The sequence below is a fragment of the Pseudomonas sp. Z18(2022) genome (assembly GCF_036346535.1).
Classification (GTDB): Bacteria; Pseudomonadota; Gammaproteobacteria; order Pseudomonadales; family Pseudomonadaceae; genus Aquipseudomonas; species Aquipseudomonas yamanorum_A.
This window is the reverse complement of sequence record NZ_JAOTOA010000004.1, coordinates 323,310-349,374: the sequence shown is the minus strand read 5'-3', so window position 1 is coordinate 349,374 and position 26,065 is coordinate 323,310. Positions and strand designations below refer to the sequence as shown.

At 59.2% G+C, this 26,065-nt stretch carries 23 protein-coding genes and 4 tRNA genes; 18 read left to right on the top strand and 9 right to left on the bottom strand.

Annotated features, from left to right (window positions below):
* Positions 1-59 precede the first annotated feature (59 nt).
* The 7 genes from alaS (at position 60) to mgtE (ending at position 6,659) form a co-directional block, all read left to right on the top strand.
* Positions 60-2,678, top strand: coding sequence for an alanine--tRNA ligase (gene alaS / locus V3W39_RS12495; protein ID WP_177042906.1), 2,619 nt, complete (start codon positions 60-62; stop codon positions 2,676-2,678).
* Positions 2,679-2,773: 95 nt separating this feature from the next.
* Entirely contained in the window at positions 2,774-4,015 is a 1,242-nt protein-coding gene (locus V3W39_RS12490; protein WP_010165647.1) for an aspartate kinase, read from the top strand.
* A gap of 186 nt (positions 4,016-4,201) precedes the next feature.
* Positions 4,202-4,390 (top strand): carbon storage regulator CsrA, encoded by a 189-nt coding sequence (csrA, locus tag V3W39_RS12485; protein ID WP_002554426.1) that lies wholly within the window; start codon positions 4,202-4,204, stop codon positions 4,388-4,390.
* A gap of 62 nt (positions 4,391-4,452) precedes the next feature.
* Positions 4,453-4,543 (top strand) — tRNA-Ser (locus V3W39_RS12480).
* Between the two features lie 108 nt (positions 4,544-4,651).
* Positions 4,652-4,728, top strand: a tRNA-Arg gene (locus tag V3W39_RS12475).
* Between the two features lie 72 nt (positions 4,729-4,800).
* Positions 4,801-4,877: transfer RNA gene (locus tag V3W39_RS12470), tRNA-Arg, on the top strand.
* A gap of 339 nt (positions 4,878-5,216) precedes the next feature.
* Positions 5,217-6,659, top strand: coding sequence for a magnesium transporter (gene mgtE, locus V3W39_RS12465; RefSeq protein ID WP_177042907.1), 1,443 nt, complete (start codon positions 5,217-5,219; stop codon positions 6,657-6,659).
* Positions 6,660-6,766: 107 nt separating this feature from the next.
* Here mgtE and V3W39_RS12460 read toward each other — a convergent pair whose 3' ends face one another.
* The 3 genes from V3W39_RS12460 to V3W39_RS12450 all read right to left on the bottom strand — a co-directional run bounded on the left by V3W39_RS12460 (position 6,767) and on the right by V3W39_RS12450 (position 7,955).
* Complete coding sequence (locus V3W39_RS12460) at positions 6,767-7,093, bottom strand: Arc family DNA-binding protein (protein ID WP_003175643.1); 327 nt, start codon at positions 7,091-7,093, stop codon at positions 6,767-6,769.
* A gap of 434 nt (positions 7,094-7,527) precedes the next feature.
* Entirely contained in the window at positions 7,528-7,707 is a 180-nt protein-coding gene (locus tag V3W39_RS12455) for a PA3371 family protein (protein WP_330212697.1), read from the bottom strand.
* A 20-nt stretch (positions 7,708-7,727) separates the two neighbouring features.
* Positions 7,728-7,955: a hypothetical protein gene (locus V3W39_RS12450; protein ID WP_177043106.1), complete on the bottom strand. Its 228-nt coding sequence runs from the start codon at positions 7,953-7,955 to the stop codon at positions 7,728-7,730.
* Positions 7,956-8,292: 337 nt separating this feature from the next.
* Between V3W39_RS12450 and V3W39_RS12445 the strand changes: the two genes are divergently transcribed.
* A tRNA-Arg gene (locus tag V3W39_RS12445) sits at positions 8,293-8,369 on the top strand.
* A 342-nt stretch (positions 8,370-8,711) separates the two neighbouring features.
* The gene (locus V3W39_RS12440) at positions 8,712-10,100 is read left to right on the top strand and encodes an MFS transporter (protein WP_177042921.1); all 1,389 of its coding nucleotides are present in this window, start codon (positions 8,712-8,714) and stop codon (positions 10,098-10,100) included.
* Between the two features lie 60 nt (positions 10,101-10,160).
* Here V3W39_RS12440 and V3W39_RS12435 read toward each other — a convergent pair whose 3' ends face one another.
* The 4 genes from V3W39_RS12435 to flgA form a co-directional block, all read right to left on the bottom strand.
* Entirely contained in the window at positions 10,161-10,910 is a 750-nt protein-coding gene (locus tag V3W39_RS12435; RefSeq protein ID WP_177042922.1) for a flagellar brake protein, read from the bottom strand.
* A 95-nt stretch (positions 10,911-11,005) separates the two neighbouring features.
* Positions 11,006-11,473, bottom strand: coding sequence for a flagella synthesis protein FlgN (locus tag V3W39_RS12430; protein WP_177042923.1), 468 nt, complete (start codon positions 11,471-11,473; stop codon positions 11,006-11,008).
* A gap of 48 nt (positions 11,474-11,521) precedes the next feature.
* Complete coding sequence (gene flgM, locus V3W39_RS12425) at positions 11,522-11,845, bottom strand: flagellar biosynthesis anti-sigma factor FlgM (protein WP_177042924.1); 324 nt, start codon at positions 11,843-11,845, stop codon at positions 11,522-11,524.
* 142 nt (positions 11,846-11,987) lie between these two features.
* A complete protein-coding gene (gene flgA, locus V3W39_RS12420) occupies positions 11,988-12,752 on the bottom strand; it encodes a flagellar basal body P-ring formation chaperone FlgA (protein WP_330212696.1) in 765 nt (254 codons plus the stop codon).
* An 81-nt stretch (positions 12,753-12,833) separates the two neighbouring features.
* Here flgA and V3W39_RS12415 point away from each other — a divergent pair, with 81 nt between their 5' ends.
* From V3W39_RS12415 to V3W39_RS12385, 7 genes are all read left to right on the top strand, one after another.
* Positions 12,834-13,766, top strand: coding sequence for a chemotaxis protein CheV (locus tag V3W39_RS12415; RefSeq protein ID WP_003214250.1), 933 nt, complete (start codon positions 12,834-12,836; stop codon positions 13,764-13,766).
* A 43-nt stretch (positions 13,767-13,809) separates the two neighbouring features.
* Complete coding sequence (gene cheR, locus V3W39_RS12410; RefSeq protein ID WP_177008427.1) at positions 13,810-14,637, top strand: protein-glutamate O-methyltransferase CheR; 828 nt, start codon at positions 13,810-13,812, stop codon at positions 14,635-14,637.
* Positions 14,638-14,871: 234 nt separating this feature from the next.
* Positions 14,872-15,279, top strand: coding sequence for a flagellar basal body rod protein FlgB (gene flgB, locus V3W39_RS12405; RefSeq protein ID WP_003214246.1), 408 nt, complete (start codon positions 14,872-14,874; stop codon positions 15,277-15,279).
* Positions 15,280-15,282: 3 nt separating this feature from the next.
* Complete coding sequence (gene flgC / locus V3W39_RS12400) at positions 15,283-15,735, top strand: flagellar basal body rod protein FlgC (RefSeq protein ID WP_177042926.1); 453 nt, start codon at positions 15,283-15,285, stop codon at positions 15,733-15,735.
* A 16-nt stretch (positions 15,736-15,751) separates the two neighbouring features.
* Positions 15,752-16,480 carry a flagellar hook assembly protein FlgD gene (gene flgD / locus V3W39_RS12395; protein WP_259196022.1) on the top strand — a complete coding sequence of 243 codons (729 nt, stop codon included), beginning with the start codon at positions 15,752-15,754 and terminating at the stop codon, positions 16,478-16,480.
* A gap of 31 nt (positions 16,481-16,511) precedes the next feature.
* Positions 16,512-17,822, top strand: coding sequence for a flagellar hook protein FlgE (gene flgE, locus V3W39_RS12390; RefSeq protein ID WP_294739171.1), 1,311 nt, complete (start codon positions 16,512-16,514; stop codon positions 17,820-17,822).
* Between the two features lie 168 nt (positions 17,823-17,990).
* On the top strand, positions 17,991-19,061 hold the full coding sequence (locus V3W39_RS12385; protein WP_330212695.1) for a hypothetical protein: 1,071 nt from the start codon (positions 17,991-17,993) through the stop codon (positions 19,059-19,061).
* Positions 19,062-19,141: 80 nt separating this feature from the next.
* Here V3W39_RS12385 and V3W39_RS12380 read toward each other — a convergent pair whose 3' ends face one another.
* On the bottom strand, positions 19,142-22,039 hold the full coding sequence (locus V3W39_RS12380; RefSeq protein ID WP_177042930.1) for a ribonucleoside-diphosphate reductase subunit alpha: 2,898 nt from the start codon (positions 22,037-22,039) through the stop codon (positions 19,142-19,144).
* A gap of 741 nt (positions 22,040-22,780) precedes the next feature.
* Between V3W39_RS12380 and V3W39_RS12375 the strand changes: the two genes are divergently transcribed.
* Together V3W39_RS12375 and V3W39_RS12370 are read left to right on the top strand one after the other, a co-directional pair.
* On the top strand, positions 22,781-23,506 hold the full coding sequence (locus tag V3W39_RS12375) for a response regulator (protein WP_177042931.1): 726 nt from the start codon (positions 22,781-22,783) through the stop codon (positions 23,504-23,506).
* Complete coding sequence (locus V3W39_RS12370) at positions 23,503-25,113, top strand: ATP-binding protein (protein ID WP_177113699.1); 1,611 nt, start codon at positions 23,503-23,505, stop codon at positions 25,111-25,113. Before V3W39_RS12375 ends, V3W39_RS12370 begins: the two co-directional genes overlap by 4 nt.
* A 71-nt stretch (positions 25,114-25,184) precedes the next feature.
* Here V3W39_RS12370 and V3W39_RS12365 read toward each other — a convergent pair whose 3' ends face one another.
* Positions 25,185-25,901: a 4'-phosphopantetheinyl transferase family protein gene (locus V3W39_RS12365; protein ID WP_177077385.1), complete on the bottom strand. Its 717-nt coding sequence runs from the start codon at positions 25,899-25,901 to the stop codon at positions 25,185-25,187.
* Positions 25,902-26,065: the final 164 nt, after the last annotated feature.

Genomic DNA, 26,065 nt, shown 5'->3' with positions numbered 1-26,065 from the left:
CGCTCCGTCTGATGACGTTTAGCACTGGCCTTTGGCCGCAGCCTCCGTGGAAGAACCTAATGAAAAGCGCAGAAATCCGTGAAGCCTTCCTTCGCTTCTTCGAAGAGCAAGGTCACACCCGTGTCGCCTCCAGCTCCTTGATCCCAGGCAATGACCCAACCCTGCTGTTCACTAACGCGGGGATGAACCAGTTCAAGGACTGCTTCCTGGGCCAGGAAAAGCGCGCCTACACCCGCGCCACCAGCAGCCAGAAGTGCGTACGCGCCGGCGGCAAGAACAGTGACCTGGAAAACGTGGGTTACACCGCCCGCCACCACACGTTCTTCGAAATGCTGGGCAACTTCAGCTTCGGCGACTATTTCAAGAAAGATGCGATCACCTTCGCCTGGACCTTCCTGACCGGCGTGCTGAAGCTGCCGAAGGAAAAACTCTGGGTCACCGTCTACGCCACCGATGACGAAGCCTACGACATCTGGACCCAGCAGATCGGTGTGCCGGTCGAGCGCATGATTCGCATCGGCGACAACAAGGGCGCGCCTTACGCCTCCGACAACTTCTGGACCATGGGCGATACCGGCCCGTGCGGCCCATGCACCGAGATTTTCTACGATCACGGCGCCGACATCTGGGGCGGCCCACCGGGCTCGCCGGAAGAAGACGGCGACCGCTACATCGAAATCTGGAACAACGTGTTCATGCAGTTCAACCGCACCGCCGACGGCGTGTTGCATCCGTTGCCAGCGCCGTCGGTAGACACCGGCATGGGCCTGGAGCGGATCAGTGCGGTGATGCAGCACGTTCATTCCAACTACGAAATCGACCTGTTCACCAACCTGCTGAGCGCTTCGGCTGCGGCCATTGGCTGCGCCAACGACAATCAGTCGTCGCTCAAGGTCGTGTCGGACCACATCCGTTCCTGCGGCTTCCTGATCGCCGACGGCGTGCTGCCGTCGAACGAAGGCCGTGGCTATGTGCTGCGCCGCATCATCCGTCGCGCCTGCCGTCACGGTAACAAGCTGGGCGCTACCGGCAGCTTCTTCTACAAGATCGTTGCCGCGCTGGTGGCCGAGATGGGCGATGCCTTCCCGGAACTCAAGCAGCAGCAAGCCAACATCGAGCGCGTGCTCAAGGCGGAAGAAGAGCAGTTCTCCAAGACTCTGGAGCACGGCCTGAAGATCCTGGAACAGGACCTGGCAGAGCTTAAAGGCACCGTGGTGCCGGGCGACGTGGTGTTCAAGCTGTACGACACCTACGGATTCCCGATGGACCTGACTGCCGACATCGCCCGCGAACGCGAGCTGACCATCGACGAAGCAGGCTTTGAGCGTGAGATGGAAGCCCAGCGCGTCCGTGCCCGTTCCGCCAGCTCCTTTGGCCTGGACTACAACACCCTGGTAAAGGTTGATGTAGCGACTTCGTTCATTGGTTATGAGGCCACCGTTGGCTCGGCCAAGATCGTGGCTATCTATAAAGACGGCAAGTCGGTCGACGTGCTGAACGAAGGTGACGAGGCGGTTGTAGTCCTCGACCAGACCCCGTTCTACGCCGAATCCGGTGGCCAGGTCGGTGACTGTGGTTTCCTGAGCTCGACGTCCGGCCGCTTTGAGGTGCGCGACACCACCAAGACCGGTGGTGCTTTCCTGCATCACGGCGTGCTGGTGCTGGGCAACCTGACTGTCGGCGCGCCGGTGGACACTCAGGTAGATGCCGACGTACGGCATGCAACTGCTTTGAATCATTCGGCCACTCACCTGCTGCACGCTGCGTTGCGTCAGGTATTGGGTGAGCATGTGCAGCAGAAGGGTTCGTTGGTGGACAGCCAGCGCCTGCGCTTTGACTTCAGTCATTTCGAGGCGATCAAGCCTGAGCAGTTGAAGGCCCTGGAAGACATCGTCAACGCCGAGATTCGCAAGAACACCCCGGTGGAAACCGAAGAAACCGACATCGAGACCGCCAAGCAAAAAGGCGCCATGGCGTTGTTCGGCGAGAAGTACGGTGACGAAGTTCGCGTGTTGAGCATGGGCGGCAGCTTCTCGGTGGAGCTGTGTGGCGGTATCCACGCCAGCCGTACCGGCGACATCGGCCTGCTGAAAATCATCAGCGAAGGCGGTGTGGCTTCCGGCGTGCGTCGTATTGAGGCGGTCACCGGTGCCGCGGCCCTGGCCTACCTCAATGCAGCTGAAGAACAACTCAAGGAAGCGGCCAGCCTGGTCAAGGGCAGCCGCGACAACCTGATCGACAAGCTTTCCGGCGTACTGGAGCGCAACCGTCAGTTGGAGAAACAACTGGAGCAGTTGCAGGCCAAGGCGGCCAGCGCAGCGGGCGACGATCTGTCGGCTTCCGCGTTGGACGTCAAGGGCGTGAAGGTCCTGGCCGTGCGCCTGGACGGTCAGGATGGCAAGGCGCTGTTGGCCTTGGTCGATCAGTTGAAGAACAAGCTCGGCCGCGCAGTGATCCTGCTCGGCAGTGTCCATGAGGATAAGGTCGTTCTGGTTGCCGGTGTAACCAAGGACCTGACTGGCCAACTCAAGGCCGGTGATTTGATGAAACAAGCCGCCGCGGCAGTGGGCGGGAAGGGCGGTGGTCGTCCGGACATGGCGCAAGGCGGTGGTGTAGACGCCGGTGCCCTGGACGCGGCCCTGGCCCTGACCGTGCCGTTTGTCGAGGCAGGTATTTAAGACGCTGTTAATGAGCCCGTGGTCTAGTCGCGGGCTCGGTCAGTGCTGGTTGATTGAATAATAGGCGCCCCTTTACGGGCTGAGGCGGCTTAGAAATGGCTTTGATCGTACAGAAATTTGGAGGCACCTCGGTCGGCTCTGTCGAAAGAATCGAGCAGGTCGCCGACAAGGTTAAGAAATTCCGCGATGCCGGCGATGACCTGGTGGTGGTGCTGTCGGCCATGAGCGGCGAGACCAATCGCCTGATCGATCTGGCCAAGCAAATCAGTGGCGATCAACAACCGGTTCCCCGTGAGCTGGACGTGATCATTTCCACCGGTGAGCAGGTGACCATCGCATTGCTGGCCATGGCGCTGAACAAGCGTGGTGTGCCGGCGGTGTCCTACACTGGCAATCAGGTCCGCATTCTGACGGATAGCGCGCACACTAAAGCCCGCATCCTGCAGATTGATGATCAGAAGATTCGCGCAGACCTGAAGGCTGGTCGTGTGGTGGTTGTCGCTGGTTTCCAGGGTGTCGACGAGCACGGCAACATTACTACCCTCGGTCGTGGCGGTTCCGATACCACCGGCGTGGCCCTGGCAGCAGCCCTGAAGGCTGATGAATGCCAGATCTACACCGATGTGGACGGCGTCTATACCACCGACCCGCGGGTTGTGTCCGTGGCCCAGCGCCTGGACAAGATCACCTTCGAAGAGATGCTGGAAATGGCCAGCCTCGGTTCCAAGGTGTTGCAGATCCGTGCCGTTGAGTTTGCCGGCAAGTACAACGTTCCGCTGCGCGTACTGCACAGCTTCAAGGAGGGTCCGGGCACCCTCATTACTATTGATGAAGAGGAATCCATGGAACAGCCGATCATTTCCGGCATCGCTTTTAACCGCGATGAAGCCAAGCTGACCATCCGTGGCGTGCCAGACACCCCGGGCGTGGCCTTCAAGATTCTCGGGCCAATCAGCGGCGAAAACATTGAAGTCGACATGATCGTGCAGAACGTTGCGCACGATAACACCACCGATTTCACCTTCACCGTGCACCGCAACGAGTACGATGCGGCGCAGAAGGTGCTCCTGAACACGGCGAGCGAGATTGGCGCTCGCGAAGTGGTAGGCGATACCAAGATTGCCAAGGTGTCGATCGTGGGCGTGGGCATGCGTTCCCATGCCGGCGTTGCCAGTCGCATGTTCGAAGCCCTGGCCAAGGAAAGCATCAACATCCAGATGATCTCCACCTCGGAAATCAAGGTGTCGGTGGTGATCGAAGAGAAGTACCTGGAACTGGCTGTACGCGCATTGCATACCGCTTTTGAGCTGGACGCTCCGGCCCGACAGGGCGAGTGAAGCGTTGCCAGGAAGGCGCGGTTATCCGCGCCTTTCATTTTTTTGTCGGGCGCGTGGTGAAGACCTGTTCTTTTACCTGTGCTCGACAATACTTAGGCGGGTAGGGCTACGGCCGTTTGGTTGTAGGTCGAATGCCTTTTTTTTGCAGACTGTTGTTCCCGAAATGAAATGCGTGAGGAGAAAGGTATGCTGATTCTGACTCGTCGATGCGCAGAAAGCCTGATTATTGGTGATGGCGAAATCACCGTGACCGTGCTCGGCGTCAAAGGCAATCAAGTGCGTATCGGGGTTAACGCTCCGAAAGAGGTGGCTGTCCACCGCGAGGAAATCTACCTGCGGATCAAGAAAGAGAAGGACGAAGAACCAAGCCATTAATTTTTATCGTTTTTTATGTTTGCAAACGGGGATGAAGCTGGTTAATATACGCCCCGTGTTGCGGAGAGCTGGCCGAGTGGCCGAAGGCGCTCCCCTGCTAAGGGAGTACACCTCAAAAGGGTGTCGGGGGTTCGAATCCCCCGTTCTCCGCCATTATTTGCTTAGTACGTTGCAATCTGGTTTTTTCGCTAAGTTGTTGAAACTAAACGAAAAAATAGCTTTACATAGAGATTGAACGGCCTATAATGCGCGGCAACAAATGCACTCGTAGCTCAGCTGGATAGAGTACTCGGCTACGAACCGAGCGGTCACAGGTTCGAATCCTGTCGAGTGCACCATTTAAGAGTTAGTTGCAGCAATGCAGGTAGCTTGGCTTCAACCAGTTGTGATCTGGTCTAAAAACACAATCTGCACTCGTAGCTCAGCTGGATAGAGTACTCGGCTACGAACCGAGCGGTCACAGGTTCGAATCCTGTCGAGTGCACCAAACAACAAAAAGCCCGCCTAGTGCGGGCTTTTTGCCGTCTGGGGTTTTTATTTCCCGCGGCGACTTTTTCTCTCGCCCATGTGTTTTCCTTTCGCGCTGCGTCGTCGCAGTTCATAGGTGCGGCCAATGCTCAGCTTTGTGTCGCAAGCGCTTGTTCTTTCCAGTTTTTTGACGTTAAAAGCGGCCGCCCGGTGTATCATTGCGCCCGTCAGCCCCGCCGGGGCTTGTGGAACACCTCCATGGACTTACCCAGTAGTTACTCAGTACCCCGTTCTACCAATCATGAATTGACTGATTGATCCTTCCGGCGTGCCCCGCTGCTGGGAGTGGAGTTCGCCTATGACCGAAGTTGAAGTAAAGAAAACACAAGAAAGCCTGCAGGATCGCCTGGCCCAAGTCGTCGAGTTGCTGCAGCGCCAGCGTGTGGTCGAAGACCTGACGCACCGCCAGGACGGCCCTAATCGTGACCGGGTCGAGAACCTGGTTCACCGGCAAAATCTCGTCGAGCTGCAACGCAAGCTCGATGACCTGCACTCCGCCGACGTCGCCTACATCCTCGAAGCGTTGCCGCTTGATGACCGCCTGACCCTGTGGCAGTTGGTCAAGGCCGATCGCGACGGCGACATCCTCCTCGAAGTATCCGACTCGGTCCGTGAAACCCTGATCGCCGACATGGACGATCATGAACTCCTGGCTGCCGCCAAGGACATGGATGCCGACGAACTCGCTGACCTGGCTTCCGAGCTGCCGCGTGATGTCGTCCATGAGCTGATGGAAACCCTCGACGGCCAGCAGCGTGAGCGTGTGCGCTCGGCGCTGTCCTACGACGAGGAGCAGGTCGGTGCGTTGATGGACTTCGAGATGGTCACCATCCGCGAAGACGTCAGCCTGGAAGTGGTTTTGCGTTACCTACGCCGCCTCAAGGAGCTGCCAGGCCATACCGACAAACTGTTCGTGGTGGATTACGAAGGCATTCTCAAGGGCGTGCTGCCGATCAAGCGCCTGCTGGTCAATGACCCGGAGAAGAAAGTCGCGGACGTCATGGCCAGTGACCCGGTGAGTTTCCATCCCGACGAAGACGCCTACGACGCCGCCCAGGCGTTCGAGCGTTATGACTTGATCTCGGCCCCGGTGGTCGACAAGAACGGCAAGCTGATCGGTCGCCTGACCATCGATGAAATGGTCGACCTGATTCGTGAGGAGAGCGAAAGCGAAGTCCTCAACATGGCCGGTCTGCGAGAAGAAGAGGATATCTTTGCGTCGGTCTGGAAGTCCCTGCGTAACCGCTGGGCCTGGCTGGCGGTCAATCTGATCACCGCGTTTATTGCATCACGGGTCATTGGGCTGTTTGAAGGCTCCATCGAGAAGCTGGTGGCCTTGGCTGCACTGATGCCGATTGTGGCGGGGATTGGCGGTAACTCGGGTAACCAGACCATCACCATGATCGTACGCGCCATGGCGCTGGATCAGGTGGGTACCGGGCATGGCAAGCGTTTGATGCGCAAGGAGCTGGCGGTCGCGCTGATCAACGGCCTGGTGTGGGGTGGCGTCATTGGTATCGTGGCGTACCTGCTGTATGGCAGCTGGTCCCTCGGGGTGGTCATGACCGCGGCCATGACGCTTAACCTGCTGCTGGCGGCCCTGATGGGTGTTCTGATTCCAATGACCTTGGTGCGCCTTGGGCGAGACCCGGCCATGGGTGCCAGCGTGATGATCACTGCGATGACCGACAGCGGTGGTTTCTTCATCTTCCTGGGCTTGGCAACCATCTTCCTGCTTTGATCCTTTCCTCTGATCGAGGGGCGTCAGCCCCTTGATCCATGTCCCTTTCCCAAATCCCAGGCAAAAAAAAGCCAGCTCGTGGCTGGCTTTCAGCTTTCGGTTGCCAATCAGTTGGCTTCTGCGGCTGCCTCAACGTCGTGGGCGATAAGCGAGACGAGAGCATTTTGCTGACGGTGGGAGAGCTGACGAAAACGCTGCAGCAGTTCGCGTTCGTGCAGTGACAGCTCGGGGCTGTCGAGGCGCATGCTCAGCTCGTCGCCCAGCGCACCTTCCTGAATCAGGCTTTGTTCCAGGCGTGCGATGATTTCGGAGTTCATGCTGCGGTGATGATTGCGAGCCACCTCGGCAATGCGTTCCCGCATTCCGTCTGGCAGACGTACGACGAACTTGTCAGCCGTACGGCTGGAATAAATTGCCTGTTTCAATGGGCGCATATATTTAACCGGTTAGTTCAGGGGAGCGGTTTTTGGAATTGGCCGCAAGATGCATGTTAGGACAAGACTTGCTGCCAAATGTTCAACCTGAATTGCAAAGAGGCCGCATCATGCCTCAGATTTGCCAGTTCCTTGGCGTCAATTCTGTGACAAATATTGAACCGGCTACCGGCTTTATGCCAGTACTCATTTCAAAATTTGCGGACTGGTTGGAAAACTTTCCTACGGTTGCACCCAAACGGGGGTCAAGGCCGCGGGCCCGAGGCGCAAAAGGCTTTTCGGGCGCACATCCTATAGCAATATGGCCTTTTGCCCTCAACTTTAAGATTAGTGGCGAATTGCCAATTTACGAGGTCGGAGCGACATATGGTCTGCTGTTCAGACGAGTGAACCAGGCCGTGGCAGCTATTGGGGAGGGGGACGAACGGAGGGGTTCAGCGCAGTACGGGATCGAATTTGATACGGCGCCCAATGATGATTGCCAGTACCCACAGGCTGCCAAACACGCCGGCGACGACGAAGGCGACGGTCTGTGCGTCTTGCGACACTACGTTCAGGCCGAGGCCGGCGGTGGCCAGGGCCAGTGTCAGAAACAGCCAGGCAGACTTGGTCATGGAATACTCCGGTAAGCGGTTCAGAAAACCCAGTGTTCAGTCGAAGGGGCGGCTTGGGTGCCCTGGGTCAGTTGCAGCGGTGATTGCATGTTCGGCTTCATGACTGCCAGCTGCGGGCGTTGCTGCAGGTGATGGGGAATCGCCTGGCTGACCTGCGCCGCGTCATCAGAGGTGCTGGATTGAAAATGGAACATCACCAGCGCAGCCAATGCAACGGTATTGAGGGCTAGTAGAAGTGCGCTGTTCATGGGCATGTTCTCCGCAGGTGGCTGGGCCGGACTGTATTTGTAGGATAAAGGATTGCAGGCGTCGTGCCAGTCTTTATTTGATAATAAATCCTTTAAAATCAAATAGTTAAATACTGTCAAAGTTGCATCGATGTTGCAATTTGCAATGATGGCATTTTGGGGGAGTGCATTTTGCACGATGGTCGCGAACTGCCCGCAATCATTGAGTGAGATGCGACCTGGTGTCACGGGCTTAGGCCTACACTCAAAAAGCCCACGGACGACATGACAAAATTCACCTGCGCCGTTAACATGCACGCCGTCCGTCGCCGCGCCCATGGCCGGTTGGCTGTCATTAGTCCCAGTAGCTCAATTGGATAGAGCATCCCCCTCCTAAGGGGAAGGTTGGCCGTTCGAACCGGCCCTGGGACACCAAATAACCGTTGCTGCCTCGCGGCCGAAACGTCAGAAAGCCCCGATCAGATTTATCTGGCGGGGCTTTTTTGTGGCCGAGCCCCAGCGCGCACCCGTCTTTTCAAACACCAACCGAACCTTGCCGGCGTTTCAGGTTCACACGGGAGGCAAGAGCGGGGCGGCGCAAGTATTCGTCTGCATCGTGTACCTCGCAGGTCATTGCGGAGCGTCTGACACGTAGCCAATTGGCATGAGCAAAATAATCCCCGGCAAGCGCATGTTTTGGCTGTCCGGACCTGACGACGCGGGACTATCATTCCGGTAGCCCTGAACCCCCACTGCAAGGAGCCGCTCGGAACGCCGATGCGCCAGATCTGGAAATCTTTTCGAGCCCTTTATTTTGCTTCCCTGATGATGCTGATTGGCTCCGGCCTGCTCAGTACTTACCTGGCCTTGCGCCTGGCGGCAGACCACGTCGACAGCCTGTGGGTCGGTGCGTTGATGGCTGCCAACTATTTTGGCCTGGTATTGGGGGGCAAGATCGGTCACCGCCTGATTGCCCGGGTCGGGCATATCCGCGCCTATGCCACCTGCGCCGGGATCGTCGGCGCGGCCGTGCTCGGGCATGGCCTGATCAATTGGCTGCCGGCCTGGATCGTGCTGCGGATGATCGTCGGCCTCGGCATGATGTGCCAGTACATGGTGATCGAGAGCTGGCTTAACGAGCAGGCAGACGCCAAGCAGCGGGGCGTGGTGTTCAGCGGTTATATGATCGCCTCCTACCTGGGCCTCGTGTTGGGCCAGTTGATCCTTGTGATGCACCCGCAGTTGGGGCTTGAATTGCTGATGCTGGTCGCGCTGTGTTTTGCGCTGTGCCTGGTGCCGGTGGCGATGACTCGTCGCATTCACCCGGCGCCCTTGCATCCGGCGCCGATGGAGCCGCGCTTCTTTATCAAGCGGGTGCCGCAGTCCCTCAGTACCGTGTTGGGCGCCGGGCTGATCGTGGGTTCGTTCTATGGTCTGGCGCCGCTCTACGCGTCCCAGCAGGGGCTGACCACCGAGCAGGTCGGTCTGTTCATGGGTAGCTGCATTTTTGCCGGGCTGCTGGTGCAGTGGCCGCTGGGCTGGTTGTCTGACCGCTATGACCGCGCGCTGTTGATTCGCTGCTTCGCCCTGTGCCTGGCGGTGGCCGCGTTGCCGTTAGCGATCATGAGCCAGGTGCCGCTGGAAGTGCTGTTTGTTGCCGGCTTTCTGTGTTCCCTGGTGCAGTTCTGCCTGTATCCGTTGGCCGTGGCGTTTTCCAACGACCACGTCGAGGGTGATCGCCGGGTGTCGCTCACGGCCATGCTGCTGGTCACTTACGGTGTTGGCGCCAGTATCGGCCCGCTGTTGGCCGGTGTGGTGATGAAGCTGTTTGGCAGTCACATGCTGTATGCGTTTTTCAGCCTGTGTGCGTTGATCCTGGTCTGGCGCATCCGGCCCAAGGCGGTCACCAACCTGCATCAGGTGGACGACGCACCGCTGCACCACGTGGCGATGCCCGACAGCATGTCCAGCTCGCCGCTGGTGGCGTGCCTCGACCCACGTGTGGACGAGCAGGTGGTGCAGGAGCAGATGCAGACCGCCGTTCCAGACCCTGGGCCCGAGGCAGGTCCCGAGCCGGTGGAGGATGAGCCGGCACCGGTCACCGAACCCCCGGAGCATCCCGACCCGGATGATCACCCCCATGACCTGAGCAGGGCGCGCCCCTGAAAGCAAAAACGGGCAGTTCCCTTGAGGAACTGCCCGTTTTTTTGTCGCGACCTTTACTGCTTAAAGATCGTCGTCCTTGTCAAACCGGCGCGCTTCACGCTGCAGTTGGTAAACAAACCGCTCGACCTGACGCTGCACCAGGCCGCTCATGTTGTGAAAGCGCACGCCGGCGAACGTGGTGTTGATCCTTTCTTCAAAGTGCAGGTAACGCAGTTCCACCGACGTGGTCATGCTGCCAAACGGCAGCGCCGCGATGAAACGGTCGTAGACCTGGCCCAGTTGCAGGCGCTCGGAAATATCCCCTTCGAAGCGCAATTTGCAGCCGGTGGCGGAAATATCCAGCAGCTTGCCGCTGATGGGCGCCTTGAGTTTATCGCCACCCAGCTCGACGCCTACCAGTTGAGCCAGCTTCAGGGCGGCGCGGAATGCATTGCGGCGCTGATGGTAGATCACTTCGTCGGGCATGCTGCCGCGGTAAATGCGGTGGCCGCCGGCTTCGTCGAGGGTCAGGGTGCCGTTGCTTTCCCAGGCCACCCGCACGCCATCGTGAAAACCTTCGATACGGAAAGCTTCGCCATTCTCAAGGTAGCGTTCGCCGTCACGCGGGATCATTTCGTCCAGGGCCAGCGACTTGCTGTCCCGGTCGACCTCGACCAGGTAGCTTTGAAAGCGCTGGTTGCGTTCGTGGAAGGTGATGATCAGCGGGTCGTGGCTCTCTTGCAGCATCCGCAAGGTGCCCGCGATTTCCAGCGGCGTGGTGAGTACCTTGGGTGGCTGCGGAGCATCTTCCGCGTTAAGGGTGTTGAACACGGTTCTTCCATCTCCAGACAAAATACGACTACACGCAAGTGCTGTCATTTTGCCAGTATGTGGCGCGCCTTGGATAGGGCGCGCTCAAACTGGTTTCAGGCTTGGCTGCGGGTGCTTGGCTTGGCCAGGCGTGAGGTGGAGCCTTGAGCGTTGTAGAGGGCCGGAGGCTCGCCGCCGTGGAGGATACGCAACTGATTGGCGGTCGTGGCTTGTTGAAGCTGGATCGCCTGGCCGTTGACGGTATTGGTCTCCTGGCACAGGGTCAGCAACTGGTTGAGTTCTTTGCTCTGGGCCAGCAACTGGTCGCCGACCGTGGAGTGGCTGGCGAGTTGCTCCAGGCCTTTGTGGTCGGCAGGCAGGCCCAGGCTGACGAGAATCTGGCTGCGTTTCTTGCCGTGTTGTTCCAGCAGGACGATCAGCGATTGCTTGCGCGCCAGAATTTCTTCCAGCATGCGCATGTCGCGGCCGAACAGGGCCAGGGATTCTTCCCGAAGTAACTCCAGCAACTGCTGTGCGGGAGCCAAATCTTCAATGATCAGTTGTAGCAAGTTTTCGTCGTGCATGGCTGGCCTTGGGGTTTAAGCGTCCAAAAGCCTGGCGCAGGCCTTTGCCTAGCGCTCGGCTTCGAAGTTAAGCAGCTTGCTGGCTACACGGTTGCTGTCGACCTTATAGCTGCCATCGGCAATCGCCTGCTTCAATTCGGCCACGCGGGCTTTATTGACAACCGGCTGATCGCTCAGCGAGTCAGTGACCTTCTGCAACTGTTGAGCCTCATTGCTCAGGTGTACCGATTCCCCGCTTTGGCTGGCACCGGCCTGTTCTGTCTTGGCAGGCAGAGGCTGGGACTTGGCTTCAACGCCGTCTTTGGCACCGCTGGTGCGCGAAGAGCCGGGCGTTGGCAGGGCGTTATTCAAACGACTGAAATCGATGACCATGTTAAAAAAACCTCTGGGTATTTGGACGCTTGCCATGTTTTCGGCCATACCCGGACAAACTTTAGGCTCGATTGACAATAAACCTAGGCACGATGCTGCTGTGGGCACAGTGTAGGAAAAGCTGGCGTCCTATGCCAGCGATCTATAAAGCCACCTCAACCTGCCCCGGTGCAGTCACCCGGGCCTTGATCACGCGGTTGGAATTGAGGTTCTTGACGCGAATCTGTTCACTCATGCCGCCATTGGACAAGGCTTCCCCCGGCATTTTTACGTTCAGGCCGCCGCTGCTGGCGGAAATCACCACCTGGTCACCTTTGCGCACCACCTGGGCCTGCTCAAGATTGACCAGGGTAATCACCTGATCGGTGACCATTGGTCGGGTAAGTTTCTGCCCGATCGCCTGGTCGACGGACGTGAGGTAGCTCTGGGTGATCAGGCTGATGTCCCGTTCACGCATCGCAACGTCCTCATAACCAATGATTCCAGTGCGTTTCAGTGGCCGGGTAACTACGACTACGTCGCGGAACAGTTTGACCTGGGCCGGCACATACACCGTCCAGGGCGAGGCGCCTTCACAGCGCACCTTCACGGTCACGCGCCCGATGGGTTGGGCCGGACTTTCCAGGGAGGCCGTCAATTCCCTGTCGCACATGGGCATGCGCAGGCGCGGATCCAGTTGGTTGACCTGGATTTCATAGCGCCCGGGCGTCTGTGTGGTGGCCAGATAATCTTCTACAGTGAACTCAAGAAAGCCTTGAGTGACGCCGATAAGCAGATCAGGCAAGGTGACGTTATCGGCACGGGCCGGTTGGCCCGCCGCCAAGGCAAGCAACGCCATCGAGACGCAGAGCAATCTGCGGTACTGTGGGGATCGGAGGCGTCGGGAAACTGTCGTTTTGATGTCCATGGCCAATAAAAAAGCAAAGCTCGTGCCGTTTAGTGTTGGGTACGCGTCGTACCCCTAAAGTTTTAGCGTAGGAGTCTGGGCATGGCCGGTGTAATGGATTCAGTAAACCAGCGCACACAGCTGGTGGGGCAGAATCGCCTGGAGTTGCTGCTGTTCCGTCTGGACGGCAAGCAGCTTTACGGGATTAACGTCTTCAAGGTTCGGGAAGTGCTGCAGTGTCCCAAGCTGACAATAATGCCCAAGTCCAGTCCCGTGGTGTGTGGTGTGGCCAACATCCGTGGCGCGACCATCCCGATTCTTGACCTGGCCATGGCCACCGGTTCGGCGGGTTTGCAGGACCGCGAAAGTCCATTCGTGATCATCACCGAGTACAACACCAAGACCCAGGGGTTCCTGGTGCGCTCGGTAGAGCGCATCGTCAACATGAACTGGGAAGAGATTCATCCGCCGCCCAAGGGCACCGGCCGCGATCACTACCTCACGGCCGTGACGCGGGTCGACAACCAGTTGGTGGAAATCATCGACGTGGAGAAAATCCTCGCCGAAGTGGCCCCGACCTCGGAGGCGATTTCGGTCGGCGTAGTAGACGCCGAGACCGCGCACAAGGCGATCTCGCTGCGGGTGCTGACGGTGGATGACTCCTCGGTGGCGCGCAAGCAGGTGTCCCGTTGCCTGCAGACGGTCGGCGTTGAAGTGGTGGCGCTCAATGACGGTCGCCAGGCCCTGGATTACCTGCGCAAGCTGGTGGATGAGGGCAAGAAGCCGGAAGAAGAATTCCTGATGATGATCTCCGACATCGAGATGCCGGAAATGGACGGCTACACCCTCACGGCCGAGATACGCAACGACCCACGCATGCAAAAACTACATATCATCCTGCATACTTCGTTGTCCGGTGTATTCAATCAGGCGATGGTCAAGAAGGTCGGTGCCGATGACTTCCTGGCCAAATTCCGTCCTGATGACCTGGCATCCCGGGTAGTCGACCGGATCAAGGCAGCAGATCACGGCTAGGGGCTTTTTCCCTGGCGGTCACACGATTTAAGAGGCGGTATCATTGTCTACGGGTAATTTGGATTTCGAACAGTTCCGGGTCTTCCTGGAAAAAGCCTGTGGCATATTGCTCGGTGAAAACAAGCAGTACCTGGTATCCAGCCGTCTCAACAAACTGATGGAGCAGCAAGGCATCAAGTCCCTCGGGGAACTGGTGCAGCGGATCCAGGGCCAGCCACGCAGCGGGCTCAAGGAGATGGTGGTCGATGCCATGACCACCAACGAAACCTTATGGTTTCGTGACACCTATCCGTTTGAAGTGCTCAAGAACAAGGTACTGCCGGAGGCGATCAAGGCCGCTCCGGGCCAGCGCCTGCGTATCTGGTCGGCGGCCTGTTCGTCGGGGCAGGAACCGTATTCGATTTCGATGTCCATCGACGAGTTCGAGCGGACCAACATGGGCCAGTTGAAGGCCGGGGCGCAAATCGTTGCCACTGACTTGTCCGGCACCATGCTCACCAACTGCAAGACCGGCGAATACGACAGCCTGGCGCTGGGGCGCGGGTTGTCCCAGGAGCGCTTGCAGCGCTTCTTCGATCCCAAGGGTGCGGGGCGTTGGGCGGTGAAGGCGCCGATCAAGAGCCGGGTGGAGTTTCGCTCGTTCAACCTGCTGGACAGTTACGCCAGCCTGGGCAAGTTCGACATGGTGTTTTGCCGCAACGTGCTGATCTACTTCTCGGCCGAGGTGAAGAAAGACATTCTGTTGCGCATCCATGGCACCCTCAAGCGCGGCGGTTACCTGTTCCTTGGCGCTTCCGAGGCACTGAACGGTTTGCCGGATCATTACCAGATGGTGCAGTGCAGCCCTGGGATCATCTACCAGGCCAAGTGATGAATGCTTGAGCAAAAAGGGAGGCCTGCACAGGCCTCCCTTTTTTTATGGCCGCAAAGCGGCAAGCCTTCATTGCCGCTTTACTGGCGTTTCGCGGAAACCCTTTGCCGCTTTTCTGGCATTGCCGCCGGCAATTTCCTCGCAAACCCTTGTAATACGGGCCTCGAGAGAATTGGCATGCCGATTGCTATAACCCTGTTACGAAAAGCAGGTCAGCCCCTAAAGGTTTCCGCCATGAGCATCAGCTTCGATAAAGCGCTCGGTATCCACGAACAAGCCCTGGGCTTCCGCGCCCAGCGTGCCGAAGTCCTGGCCAACAACATTGCCAACGCCGACACCCCGAACTACAAGGCTCGGGACCTGGACTTCTCTGCTGTGCTCGCCGCCCAGCAAGACAAGACCAAGAACGGCACCTTCGCCTTGAACATGACCAACAGCCGTCATATCGAAGCGCAGGGCCTGGGCAATGGTGACGAGTCACTGCTGTATCGCACGCCGATGCAACCGTCGATCGACCAGAACACCGTGGACGCCCAGCTGGAGCAATCGGCCTACGCCGAGAACTCGGTGAACTTCCAGGCCAGCTTCACCCTGCTCAACAGCAAATTCAAAGGGCTGATGTCAGCCCTGCGTGGAGAGTAAGCCATGTCCCTCGCCAGTGTTTTCAATATTGCCGGTAGTGGCATGAGCGCCCAGACCACGCGCCTCAACACCGTCGCCAGTAACATCGCCAACGCCGAGACCGTGTCCTCGAGCATTGACCAGACCTATCGCGCCCGGCACCCGGTGTTCGCCACCATGTTTCAGGGCGGCCAAGGCGGCCAGAGCGGCAGCGGCGATTCGCTGTTCCAGAACCAGGATGCCGCAGGCCAGGGCGTGCAGGTGCTCGGTGTAGTCGAAGACCAGAGCAACCTCGAAGCCCGTTACGAGCCGAATCACCCCGCCGCCGACGCCAAAGGGTACGTGTACTACCCCAACGTCAATGTGGTCGAGGAAATGGCTGACATGATTTCCGCCAGCCGCTCGTTCCAGACCAACGCGGAAATGATGAACACCGCCAAAACCATGATGCAGAAAGTCCTGACCCTGGGTCAGTGATAAGGGGCGCCAAATAATGGCCATTGTTGATACCAGTTCGACCAACACGGCGGTCCAGGACCTTTTCAATTCCAAGGTCAAGACGGCGACAGATAACACCAGTGTTGACAGCGCCGTCAGCTCGGCGACGGGCAACCAGGCGATGGGCAAGGATGCGTTCCTGCAATTGCTGGTGACCCAGCTGAAAAACCAGGACCCGCTGTCGCCCCAGGACAATGGCGCGTTCGTGGCACAGCTGGCGCAGTTCAGCAGCCTGGAAGGCATCAACAACCTGAATGACACGGTGAACGCGATTTCCGGCAACTTCAGCTCCTCTCAGGCGCTGCAGGCTTCGTCGCTGGTGGGTCGCTCGGTGATCACTCAAACCGACAAGGCCATGGTTGATACCAGCAAGAGCATGACCGGCTCCGTGGCGGTGACGGCGGCGACGGGCAACGTCTCCGTCAAGATCACCGACAAGGACGGCAACGTGGTTCGCACCATCGACATGGGCGCCCAGAGCGCCGGCAATTCCAGCTTCGTCTGGGACGGCAAGAACGATGCGGGCGAAACGGCACCGGCCGGTACTTACACCTTCAATGCCACCACCAAGAGCGACACGGGTGACTCGGTTGCCCTGGCCACCTCGCTGCCAGCAACGGTGACCAGCGTGACCCTGGGCACAAACGGCGCCGAAATGGTGCTCAACCTGGCAGGCGGCATGGGCAGTATCAAGCTGTCGCAAATTCAGACTATCGGTACATAGAGCCGGCTAACTACGGCAAAAGGAGAGAACAATGTCTTTTAATATCGGCCTTAGCGGTCTCTATGCGGCCAACAAACAACTGGACGTGACCGGCAACAACATCGCCAACGTCGCGACCACTGGCTTCAAGTCGTCCCGCGCGGAATTCTCGGATATCTACGCGGCGTCCAAGCTGGGCACCGGCCAGAACAGCATCGGTAACGGTGTGAACCTGGCGGCAGTGTCCCAGCAATTCACCCAGGGTGACGTCAACAACAGCGGCGGCACGCTGGACATGGCGATCCAGGGCGGCGGCTTCTTCGTGCAGAAGGGCAGCGACGGTTCTCTGGAATACACCCGTAACGGTGCCTTCCGTGCCGACAAGGACGGCTACATCACCAACAATACCGGTACCTCGCGCCTGCAAGGCTACGCGGCGGATGCAGACGGCAACATCCAGAAGGGTGGCTTGACCGACCTGCAACTCAACCTGTCGTACCTGCCGCCGAAGGCGTCCACCAAGGTTGACTCCACCAGTAACTTGAACTCTTCGGAAACCAAGATCGATCAGACCGCCAAGCCGTTCGATCCGACCGATACCAGCACGTTCACCACCCAGTACAGCACCACGTTGTATGACACTCAGGGTAACGCGCACCCGATGGTGCAGTACCTGGTCAAGACCGACGACAATACCTGGAAATCCTACACGCTGATCGACGGTCGCAACCCGGACGGCTCCTCGCCTACCGGCACGCCTTCCACTCCACCCGTTGCGTCGACACTGACCTTTGACTCCTCCGGCAAGCTCTCGAGCATTGTTACCGGTGGTGTGTCTGGCACAACCCTGACCATTGCCGGTTGGGTGCCGGGTACCGTGACCGATGGCGTATGGAAGGCCAATGGCGCGGCAGCCAACCCGACGGGCATTGCCGTCAACATGGCGAACATTACCCAGTACAACTCGGCTACCTACCGCAACCCGCCGACCACTGATGGCTACGCCACCGGCCAGATCACCGGGCTGAAAATCGACGGCAGCGGTGTACTCTTCGCCACCTTCAGCAACCAGCAGAGCAAGGCCATCGGCCAGATCTCCCTGGCCAGCTTCAACAACGAGCAGGGCCTGCAGCCAGCCGGCGGTACTACCTGGAAAGAAACCTTCGCGTCGGGCCAGCCGGGTTTTGATACCCCGCAAGTCGGCACCCTGGGTTCGATCGTGGCCAACTCCCTGGAGAACTCCAACGTCAACCTGACCAACGAGCTGGTGGACCTGATCAAGGCCCAGAGCAACTACCAGGCGAACGCCAAGACCATCTCCACCCAAAGCACCATCATGCAGACCATCATTCAGATGACCTGATGCTGTCGCTTTAACCCGCAACACTGGAAAAGCCCCTCGTCGAGGGGCTTTTTTTTGCCTGTCGATTGGCCAGGCTTTCACTGGAGCACATGTTTTTGGTGGAACGCCCTACGCCTGTTTTGCCACCCACGAAGCCAAGAAGGGCGACGTTAATGGGGGGGGCAGGGCATGGCGCGAGTGTTGGTTTCAGGCGGTGCTATTGGTGGGGTGAGTCACTCAGGTCTGGGGGCGCGGTCGGAGCGGCCGGGCGATTTGAAAAATAATGATGTATCTAACGAAGAGTCAGTCAAAAAACTGCTCAGGGAGCTGGACGACGCCGAGAAAACTTCCAAGAGCCAGACCGCTCAAGACCTGCGAGACAAGCTCAATGAAGTGCGAAAGGAGATGGGTGATGAGAAATTCAAGGAAATCCTCAATAAGCTGATTGAAGAGGCTTCCGGACAGTGGCTTGAGTTTCTCAAGCAACTGCTGAAGATGTTGTTCCCGGACGCAGATGACACGCCGCCGTCCCCTGCTCAGCCACCTTCACCATCGCCAGGCGGTCGCGGCAGCGGCAGGGTGGACAGGAATGATTTTCCTCCCGGCGAGTCGATGAGCAACAAACCCACCACCGAAGGGGCTAACCATTTCAACTACAAGCCCGACAACAGCAATCCCGGGAAAAAGCCCAGTACCGAGAAAAACCAGCCGGGCAATATCTGGAGCGGATTCAGTCAGGGGCCGGACGGCAATTGCATCACGGTATCAGCGATAAAGGCCGCCATGATGCAGTACGGCCAGAAGCCTACAGACGTGTTCAAGGAGGTGAAGGAGAACGGCAATGGTTTCGACGTCACCATGCGCGATGGATTCAAGCTGTTCGTGTCGCAGAACGAATTGCAGCAGGCCGCTAAGCAGGCTCGTTTCAAGGGTGATGATCCGGCCATGATGACCGATGCCAACTTTATGTATGCGGCAAGCGCAAAGCGGGCGCAGATTGAAAATAACGACGGTACGGCCGGAGGCAGTTTCATGGCTGCAATGAACAGCCTTAACAATGGCGAGTTTGCGCGGGAAGGCCTGGATCGCTTGGGCCTTAAGGGGCGCTACAGGCCGGCGACTGATGCCGACTTGAGAAGCAGCAAGGTGGGGACTGTGGAATACAACGGCCATTCGATGGCCGTGATCAATGGCCAGATCGAGTTGTGGGGCAGGCGCGGCGGTGTACCTCAGTCGGGTACGGCGACCGTGTTGTTCTAGGCAAAAGAAAACCCCCGATACGCCATGGGCCTATCGGGGGTTTTTCAACCCTGGGTGGTTAAGCTCAGGGTGGGCTCAGCTTACTGGCAAGCTTCGCAATCCGGCTCGTCGATCGCGCAGGCTTTAGGCACTGGCGCTGGACCGGCAGGTGCGGCGAGAACCGAATCATCACCGTGGTTGCCGCCGCTGGAAACAGCGTTCAGCTTACCGGTGTTGATAGTCGATTTCTCGGTGCTGGTGGCGGCCAGGGCACGGAGGTAGTAAGTGGTTTTCAGGCCACGGTACCAAGCCATGCGGTAGGTCACGTCGAGTTTCTTGCCCGATGCGCCGGCGATGTACAGGTTCAGCGACTGAGCCTGGTCGATCCACTTCTGGCGACGGCTGGCGGCGTCGACGATCCACTTGGTGTCCACTTCGAAGGCAGTCGCGTAGAGCTCTTTGAGTTCTTGCGGGATGCGCTCGATCTGCTGCACCGAACCGTCGTAGTACTTCAGGTCGTTGATCATGACCGAGTCCCACAGGCCGCGGGCTTTCAGGTCGCGAACCAGGTACGGGTTGATCACGGTGAATTCGCCCGACAGGTTCGATTTCACATACAGGTTCTGGTAGGTCGGTTCGATCGACTGCGACACGCCGGTGATGTTGGCGATGGTGGCGGTCGGTGCGATGGCCATGATGTTGGAGTTACGAATGCCTTTCTGCACACGGGCACGTACCGGCGCCCAGTCCAGGGATTCGTTCAGGTCAACGTCGATGTACTTCTGGCCACGTTGCTCGATCAGGATCTGTTGCGAATCCAGCGGCAGGATGCCTTTGGACCACAGCGAACCCTGGAACGTCTCGTAGGCACCGCGCTCGTCGGCCAGGTCGCAGGAAGCCTGGATCGCGTAGTAGCTGACCGCTTCCATGGACTTGTCGGCGAACTCGACCGCAGCGTCCGAACCGTAAGGAATGTGCTGCAGGTACAAAGCGTCCTGGAAGCCCATGATGCCCAGGCCAACCGGACGGTGCTTGAAGTTGGAGTTCTGCGCTTGTGGCACCGAGTAGTAGTTGATGTCGATAACGTTATCGAGCATGCGAACGGCGGTGTTCACGGTGCGTGCAAGCTTTACGGTGTCCAGCTTGCCGTTGACGATGTGGTTCGGCAGGTTGATCGAGCCCAGGTTGCAAACGGCGATCTCGTCCTTGTTGGTGTTCAAGGTGATCTCGGTGCACAGGTTCGAGCTGTGGACCACGCCCACGTGCTGCTGCGGGCTGCGCAGGTTGCACGGGTCTTTGAAGGTCAGCCATGGGTGGCCGGTTTCAAACAGCATGGAGAGCATTTTGCGCCACAGGTCTTTGGCCTGGATGGTCTTGAACAGCTTGATCTTGCCCGGGTACTGGGACAGGGCTTCGTAGTACTCGTAACGCTCTTCGAAGGCCTTGCCGGTCAGGTCGTGCAGGTCCGGTACTTCGGATGGCGAGAACAGGGTCCACGGGCCGTCATCGAAGACACGCTTCATGAACAGGTCAGGGATCCAGTTGGCGGTGTTCATGTCGTGGGTACGACGACGGTCATCACCGGTGTTCTTGCGCAGCTCGATGAACTCTTCAATGTCCATGTGCCAGGTTTCCAGGTAGGCACACACAGCGCCTTTGCGCTTGCCACCCTGGTTAACTGCAACGGCGGTGTCGTTCACTACTTTCAGGAACGGTACAACGCCCTGGGACTTGCCGTTGGTGCCCTTGATGTACGAACCCAGTGCACGCACCGGCGTCCAGTCGTTACCCAGGCCGCCGGCGAATTTGGACAACATGGCGTTGTCGTGGATCGCGTGGTAGATGCCCGACAGGTCATCCGGTACGGTGGTCAGGTAGCAGCTGGACAGCTGTGGACGCAGGGTACCGGCGTTGAACAGGGTCGGGGTCGACGACATGTAGTCGAAGGACGACAACAGGTTGTAGAACTCGATGGCACGGTCTTCTTTCTGCTTCTCTTCGATCGCCAGGCCCATGGCCACGCGCATGAAGAACACCTGCGGCAGTTCGAAGCGGATACCGTCCTTGTGGATGAAGTAACGGTCGTACAGGGTTTGCAGGCCCAGGTAGGTGAACTGCTGGTCGCGCTCGTGGTTGATCGCCTTGCCGAGTTTTTCCAGGTCGAAGGTGGCCAGGACCGGGTTCAGCAATTCGAATTCGATACCCTTGGCGATGTAGGCCGGCAGGGCCTTGGCGTACAGGTCGGCCATCTCGTGGTGAGTGGCGCTGTCGGCGACGTTCAGGAAGCCCAGGCCTTCGGCACGCAGGGTGTCCATCAGCAGGCGCGCGGTCACGAACGAGTAGTTCGGCTCACGTTCAACCAGGGTACGGGCGGTCATCACCAGGGCGGTGTTGACGTCGGTCAGGGCCACGCCGTCGTACAGGTTCTTCAGGGTTTCGCGCTGGATCAGGTCACCATCGACTTCTTCCAGGCCTTCGCAGGCCTCGGTGATGATGGTGTTCAGGCGGCCCAGGTCCAGCGGTGCAAAGGTACCGTCGGCCAGGGTGATGCGGATCGACGGGTGCGCTTGTACGGCAGCTTCTTCGGCCGGGGAGCGTACGGCACGTTCCTTGGCGCGCGAGTCACGGTAGATCACGTAGTCGCGGGCAACTTTCTGCTCGCCGGCACGCATCAGGGCCAGTTCGACCTGGTCCTGGATTTCTTCGATGTGGATGGTGCCGCCCGATGGCATGCGACGCTTGAAGGTGGCGGTGACCTGTTCGGTCAGGCGCGCAACAGTGTCGTGGATGCGCGACGAGGCAGCAGCGGTGCCGCCTTCAACTGCAAGAAACGCTTTGGTGATGGCGACGGTGATTTTGTCATCGGTGTAAGGAACGACAGTGCCGTTACGCTTGATCACACGCAGTTGGCCGGGCGCGGTGGCGGACAGATCCAGGTTCGAATCAGCGGCCTGCGGCACGGAGCCTTGCGGGTTCTCGCGAGTTGTGTCGGTTTGCATGGGGGGTTGTCTCCACATTCTATATTTATTTGGGCACCATCACGGTGCCCACCGTTCCGTCCTGAAGCACTTACAACAGGCCTGGGCCTGGCATAACAACTTCGGGACAGGAGGAAGGGAGCTGTTCGCGCCGCTTCCATGCCGAAGTCTTCGGTTACAAGCCTGGGGGCTCTTTACCGTATTCCTGGTGGGTGACAGTTTCGTACTGCAACACCCGTACCGTTTTCGCCTGATCGGGGCTGAAAACGGCTGCCATCCGCGTGCGCGGTTTGGTCTTGCGAAAAAGGCTTAAGTTCAACCAAACAGGAGCAAGAAAGGACTTGAGTTTCTTGTCTGATTTGTGTTTGGTCTTTTCGCTGAAAACCCTACATGTAGGGTTTTTTTGGCGACGACCTACAAGATAATGCGTTTTGGGGGGTATGGCAACGCACTACCTGTGGATAACGCTGTGGGTAAAATGTGTATGAAACGTGGAACAGGCGTGTAGGCCGCAGTACTGCTGCATTGCACCGTTTGTCACCGGATATTCCGAGGTAAAAACATCCGGTTGAATTTTTGCGGGCGCGAACCCTATCACAAAAAAACACCATCTCCGAACCCATTTGCGTGCTTGTGCTACAGGGCTGACCCATGGCTACAATCGTCCCTTATTCACGCGATATCTTGTTCACTCCACATGACAACTGTAGGAGCGATCTTGCGCGCGAAGGACGCCAACAATAATGAGAACCGAGGTAAAGCATGGAGCAAGAAGCCTGGCAGGTCTTGATTGTCGAGGACGACGAACGACTGGCTGAGTTGACCCGTGACTACCTGGAGGGCAACGGCCTGCGGGTGTCAGTGGAAGGCAACGGCGCCCTCGCGGCGGCGCGGATCATCGCCGAACAACCAGACCTGGTGATCCTCGACCTGATGCTGCCCGGCGAAGACGGCCTGAGCATCTGCCGCAAGGTGCGCGAGCGCTACGATGGCGTGATCCTGATGCTGACCGCGCGCACCGACGACATGGACCAGGTGCTCGGCCTGGACATGGGCGCCGACGACTACGTGTGCAAACCCGTGCGCCCACGCCTGTTGCTGGCGCGGATCCAGGCCCTGCTGCGGCGCAGTGAAAGCGTCGAACCAGCCACCCCCGAAAAACAGCGGCGCCTGCAATTCGGCCCGCTGGTGGTGGACAACGCCCTGCGTGAAGCCTGGCTGCACGAAGGCGGCATCGAACTGACCAGCGCCGAGTTCGACCTGCTGTGGCTGCTGGTGGCGAATGCCGGGCGGATCCTGTCCCGGGAAGAAATCTTTACCGCCTTGCGTGGCATTGGCTATGACGGCCAGGACCGCTCCATCGACGTGCGCATCTCGCGGATCCGCCCGAAAATCGGCGACGACCCGATCCACCCGCGCCTGATCAAGACCATTCGCAGCAAAGGCTACCTGTTCGTCCCCGAAGCTGCCGCTGACCTGCGCCCGTGAACTCGATCTTCCTGCGCATCTACGGCGGCATGTGCGCGGCGCTGATTCTGGTGGCGTTGCTCGGCGTGCTGGCCTTGCACCTGCTCAATGAAGTGCGCAGCGGCCAGTACCGCGAGCGCCTGGCCCACGGCACTTTCGCGCTGATGGGCGACAACCTGCAACCCATGAGCGCCATCGAGCGCCGCCGCGCCCTGGCGGTGTGGGAGCGCTTGCTGGGCATCCCGCTGGAATTGCAGACGGTGGCCGAGGCGCACCTGGACCTGAGCCAGCGCACCCGCCTGCAACGCGGGCAAGTATTGGTGGAGCAAACCGGGCCTCACGCGGCCAGGGTGCTGCGGCTGGTCAGCGACCAGGAGCAACTGTTGCTCACCGGCGAAGTGCAGCAAATCAGCGAACAACTGGCCCGTGCGACTATTTACCTGCTGGCCGATGAACTGGTGCGCTTCCCGGTGGCCGAGCAACCGCAAAAACTCGCGGACTTGAAAGAGGCCAAGGGCTTTGGTTTCGAGATGCACCTGATGATGCTCGATCAGGCGGACATGGATGACGACCAGCGCCGGCGCGTGTCGGAGGGCGATACGGTGATGGCCCTGGGCAAGGGCGGTGATTCGATCCGGGTGTTTGCCGGGATGGTCGGTACGCCGTGGGTCCTGGAAATCGGCCCGCTGTACCAGATGAACCCGTACCCGGCGCAATGGCTGATCCTGATCGCGCTGATCAGCCTGACCCTGATTGGCTTGATCGTCTATTTATTGGTGCGCCAATTGGAGCGGCGCTTGAGCGGCCTGGAAGCCGCCGCCACACGCATCGCCAAAGGCAGCCTGGAAGTGCGCGTGCCGGCCCGGGGCGCCGATTCGGTCGGCCGCCTGGCCGCAGCGTTTAATGGCATGGCCGAACACCTGCAACGCCTGCTGGCAATCCAGCGCGAACTGGTGCGTGCGGTGTCCCACGAGCTGCGCACGCCGGTGGCGCGCCTGCGGTTCGGCCTGGAGATGATCGGTGACGCGGCCACCCCTGAAGCGCGGCGCAAGTACATGGAAGGCATGGACAGTGACATCCAGGACCTCGATGGCCTGGTGGACGAAATGCTCACCTACGCGCGGCTGGAGCAGGGTTCGCCGGCGCTGAATTTTCAGCGGGTCGACCTTAGCGCTTTGCTCGATCAGGTGATTGACGAGCTGTCGCCGTTGCGCCCGGAGATCAACGTGGCGCGGGGCATCTGCCTGTCATCGGCCCATTGGGACGATGCCTGGGTGGACGCTGAGCCGCGCTACCTGCACCGTGCGCTGCAAAACCTGGTGAGCAACGCCATGCGCCATGCCCAGGGGCAGGTGCTGATCAGTTACCAGGTGGGTCAGGTGCGTTGCCGCATCGACGTGGAAGACGACGGGCCGGGCGTGCCGGAAAGTGCCTGGGAGCGGATCTTCACACCGTTCCTGCGCCTGGACGACAGCCGCACCCGTGCGTCGGGCGGGCACGGGTTGGGATTGTCGATTGTGCGGCGGATCATCTATTGGCACGGCGGTCGGGCGTTGATCAGCAAGAGCAACAACCTGGGTGGCGCGTGTTTCAGCCTGAGTTGGCCGCGAGACCAAGAGAAAGCCTGAAGCCCTGTGTCAAACATGCTTTTTTGTGGCGAGGGAGCTTGCTCCCGTTGGGCTGCGCAGCAGCCCCAAAATCAGGCGCTGACGGCCACCAAACTCAACAACTGCCCCCCATCCACCGCAAACTGCGCCTCCAGCTCCTTGCCATGGCACCACTCGGCGGACAAGTCCGTCAGCAACCGCAGCCGCGCATGGCCGGTATCCGACCATTCCAGCAACTCGGCATGTTCAAAATAAAAGCGCTTCTGCACGATCGGGTAAAGCGCCTTGAACAAGCTCTCTTTCGCTGAAAACGTCAACGTCACCACCTGCGCAATCTGCTCCCGCGGCCCGGCGGCCATGCGCTGCAATTCATCCGGTGTCAGGATTTCCCCGGCCAGGCGTTCCGCCCGCTCCAGGCTCAGCAAGTTTTCCAGGTCCATGCCCAGCCCGCGCCATTGGGCCTTGTGGGCGACGATGGCCGCCGCATGGCCGGTACTGTGGGTGATCGACCCACTGATGTGGGCCGGCCAGACCGGCGCGCGGTCCTCGCCAATCGCCGGCACGCAATCCAGCCCATCGAGCTGTTGCAGCGCGGCACGGGCACACACGCGACCGGCAAGAAACTCCGCCTGCCGCTTGGCCACCGAACGCTGGATGCTCGCGGGCGGTGGCACGGCGCTGCGCTGGAAGTCGCCGATGGCCAGCAGGGCCGGGTCAAACCGGGTGCTCAGCAATACCGTACCAGGGAGGGCAATGGGCAGCGGCCAATGGGCATCAAGTGGGGTGCAGCAAGCGGGTAGGGAATTCATGCCGGGTATTTTGCCGAGTTGGAGGCCCGCTGGATAGCCTGCGCCCGGGGATACGTAAATAACTCTTTACACAGTAGCCGGCCTCGGTTCAGCCCAGGTTCAGAGAGTGTTCAGGGGGAGTTCAGGGGGGGCTGCGTAGTCTGGCCCTGTACCCAAAGCCAAAG

Coding starts and splice junctions, on each gene's coding strand:
- V3W39_RS12365 (WP_177077385.1), bottom strand. CDS start 25,901: ATGAATTCCCTACCCGCTTGCTGCACCCCACTTGATGCCCATTGGCCG.
- flgM (WP_177042924.1), bottom strand. CDS start 11,845: ATGGTCATCGATTTCAGTCGTTTGAATAACGCCCTGCCAACGCCCGGC.
- mgtE (WP_177042907.1), top strand. CDS start 5,217: ATGACCGAAGTTGAAGTAAAGAAAACACAAGAAAGCCTGCAGGATCGC.
- V3W39_RS12455 (WP_330212697.1), bottom strand. CDS start 7,707: ATGACCAAGTCTGCCTGGCTGTTTCTGACACTGGCCCTGGCCACCGCC.
- flgA (WP_330212696.1), bottom strand. CDS start 12,752: ATGGACATCAAAACGACAGTTTCCCGACGCCTCCGATCCCCACAGTAC.
- flgE (WP_294739171.1), top strand. CDS start 16,512: ATGTCTTTTAATATCGGCCTTAGCGGTCTCTATGCGGCCAACAAACAA.
- flgD (WP_259196022.1), top strand. CDS start 15,752: ATGGCCATTGTTGATACCAGTTCGACCAACACGGCGGTCCAGGACCTT.
- V3W39_RS12440 (WP_177042921.1), top strand. CDS start 8,712: ATGCGCCAGATCTGGAAATCTTTTCGAGCCCTTTATTTTGCTTCCCTG.
- V3W39_RS12380 (WP_177042930.1), bottom strand. CDS start 22,039: ATGCAAACCGACACAACTCGCGAGAACCCGCAAGGCTCCGTGCCGCAG.
- V3W39_RS12460 (WP_003175643.1), bottom strand. CDS start 7,093: ATGCGCCCATTGAAACAGGCAATTTATTCCAGCCGTACGGCTGACAAG.
- V3W39_RS12385 (WP_330212695.1), top strand. CDS start 17,991: ATGGCGCGAGTGTTGGTTTCAGGCGGTGCTATTGGTGGGGTGAGTCAC.
- alaS (WP_177042906.1), top strand. CDS start 60: ATGAAAAGCGCAGAAATCCGTGAAGCCTTCCTTCGCTTCTTCGAAGAG.
- V3W39_RS12375 (WP_177042931.1), top strand. CDS start 22,781: ATGGAGCAAGAAGCCTGGCAGGTCTTGATTGTCGAGGACGACGAACGA.
- flgC (WP_177042926.1), top strand. CDS start 15,283: ATGTCCCTCGCCAGTGTTTTCAATATTGCCGGTAGTGGCATGAGCGCC.
- flgB (WP_003214246.1), top strand. CDS start 14,872: ATGAGCATCAGCTTCGATAAAGCGCTCGGTATCCACGAACAAGCCCTG.
- V3W39_RS12430 (WP_177042923.1), bottom strand. CDS start 11,473: ATGCACGACGAAAACTTGCTACAACTGATCATTGAAGATTTGGCTCCC.
- V3W39_RS12415 (WP_003214250.1), top strand. CDS start 12,834: ATGGCCGGTGTAATGGATTCAGTAAACCAGCGCACACAGCTGGTGGGG.
- V3W39_RS12490 (WP_010165647.1), top strand. CDS start 2,774: ATGGCTTTGATCGTACAGAAATTTGGAGGCACCTCGGTCGGCTCTGTC.
- V3W39_RS12450 (WP_177043106.1), bottom strand. CDS start 7,955: ATGAACAGCGCACTTCTACTAGCCCTCAATACCGTTGCATTGGCTGCG.
- csrA (WP_002554426.1), top strand. CDS start 4,202: ATGCTGATTCTGACTCGTCGATGCGCAGAAAGCCTGATTATTGGTGAT.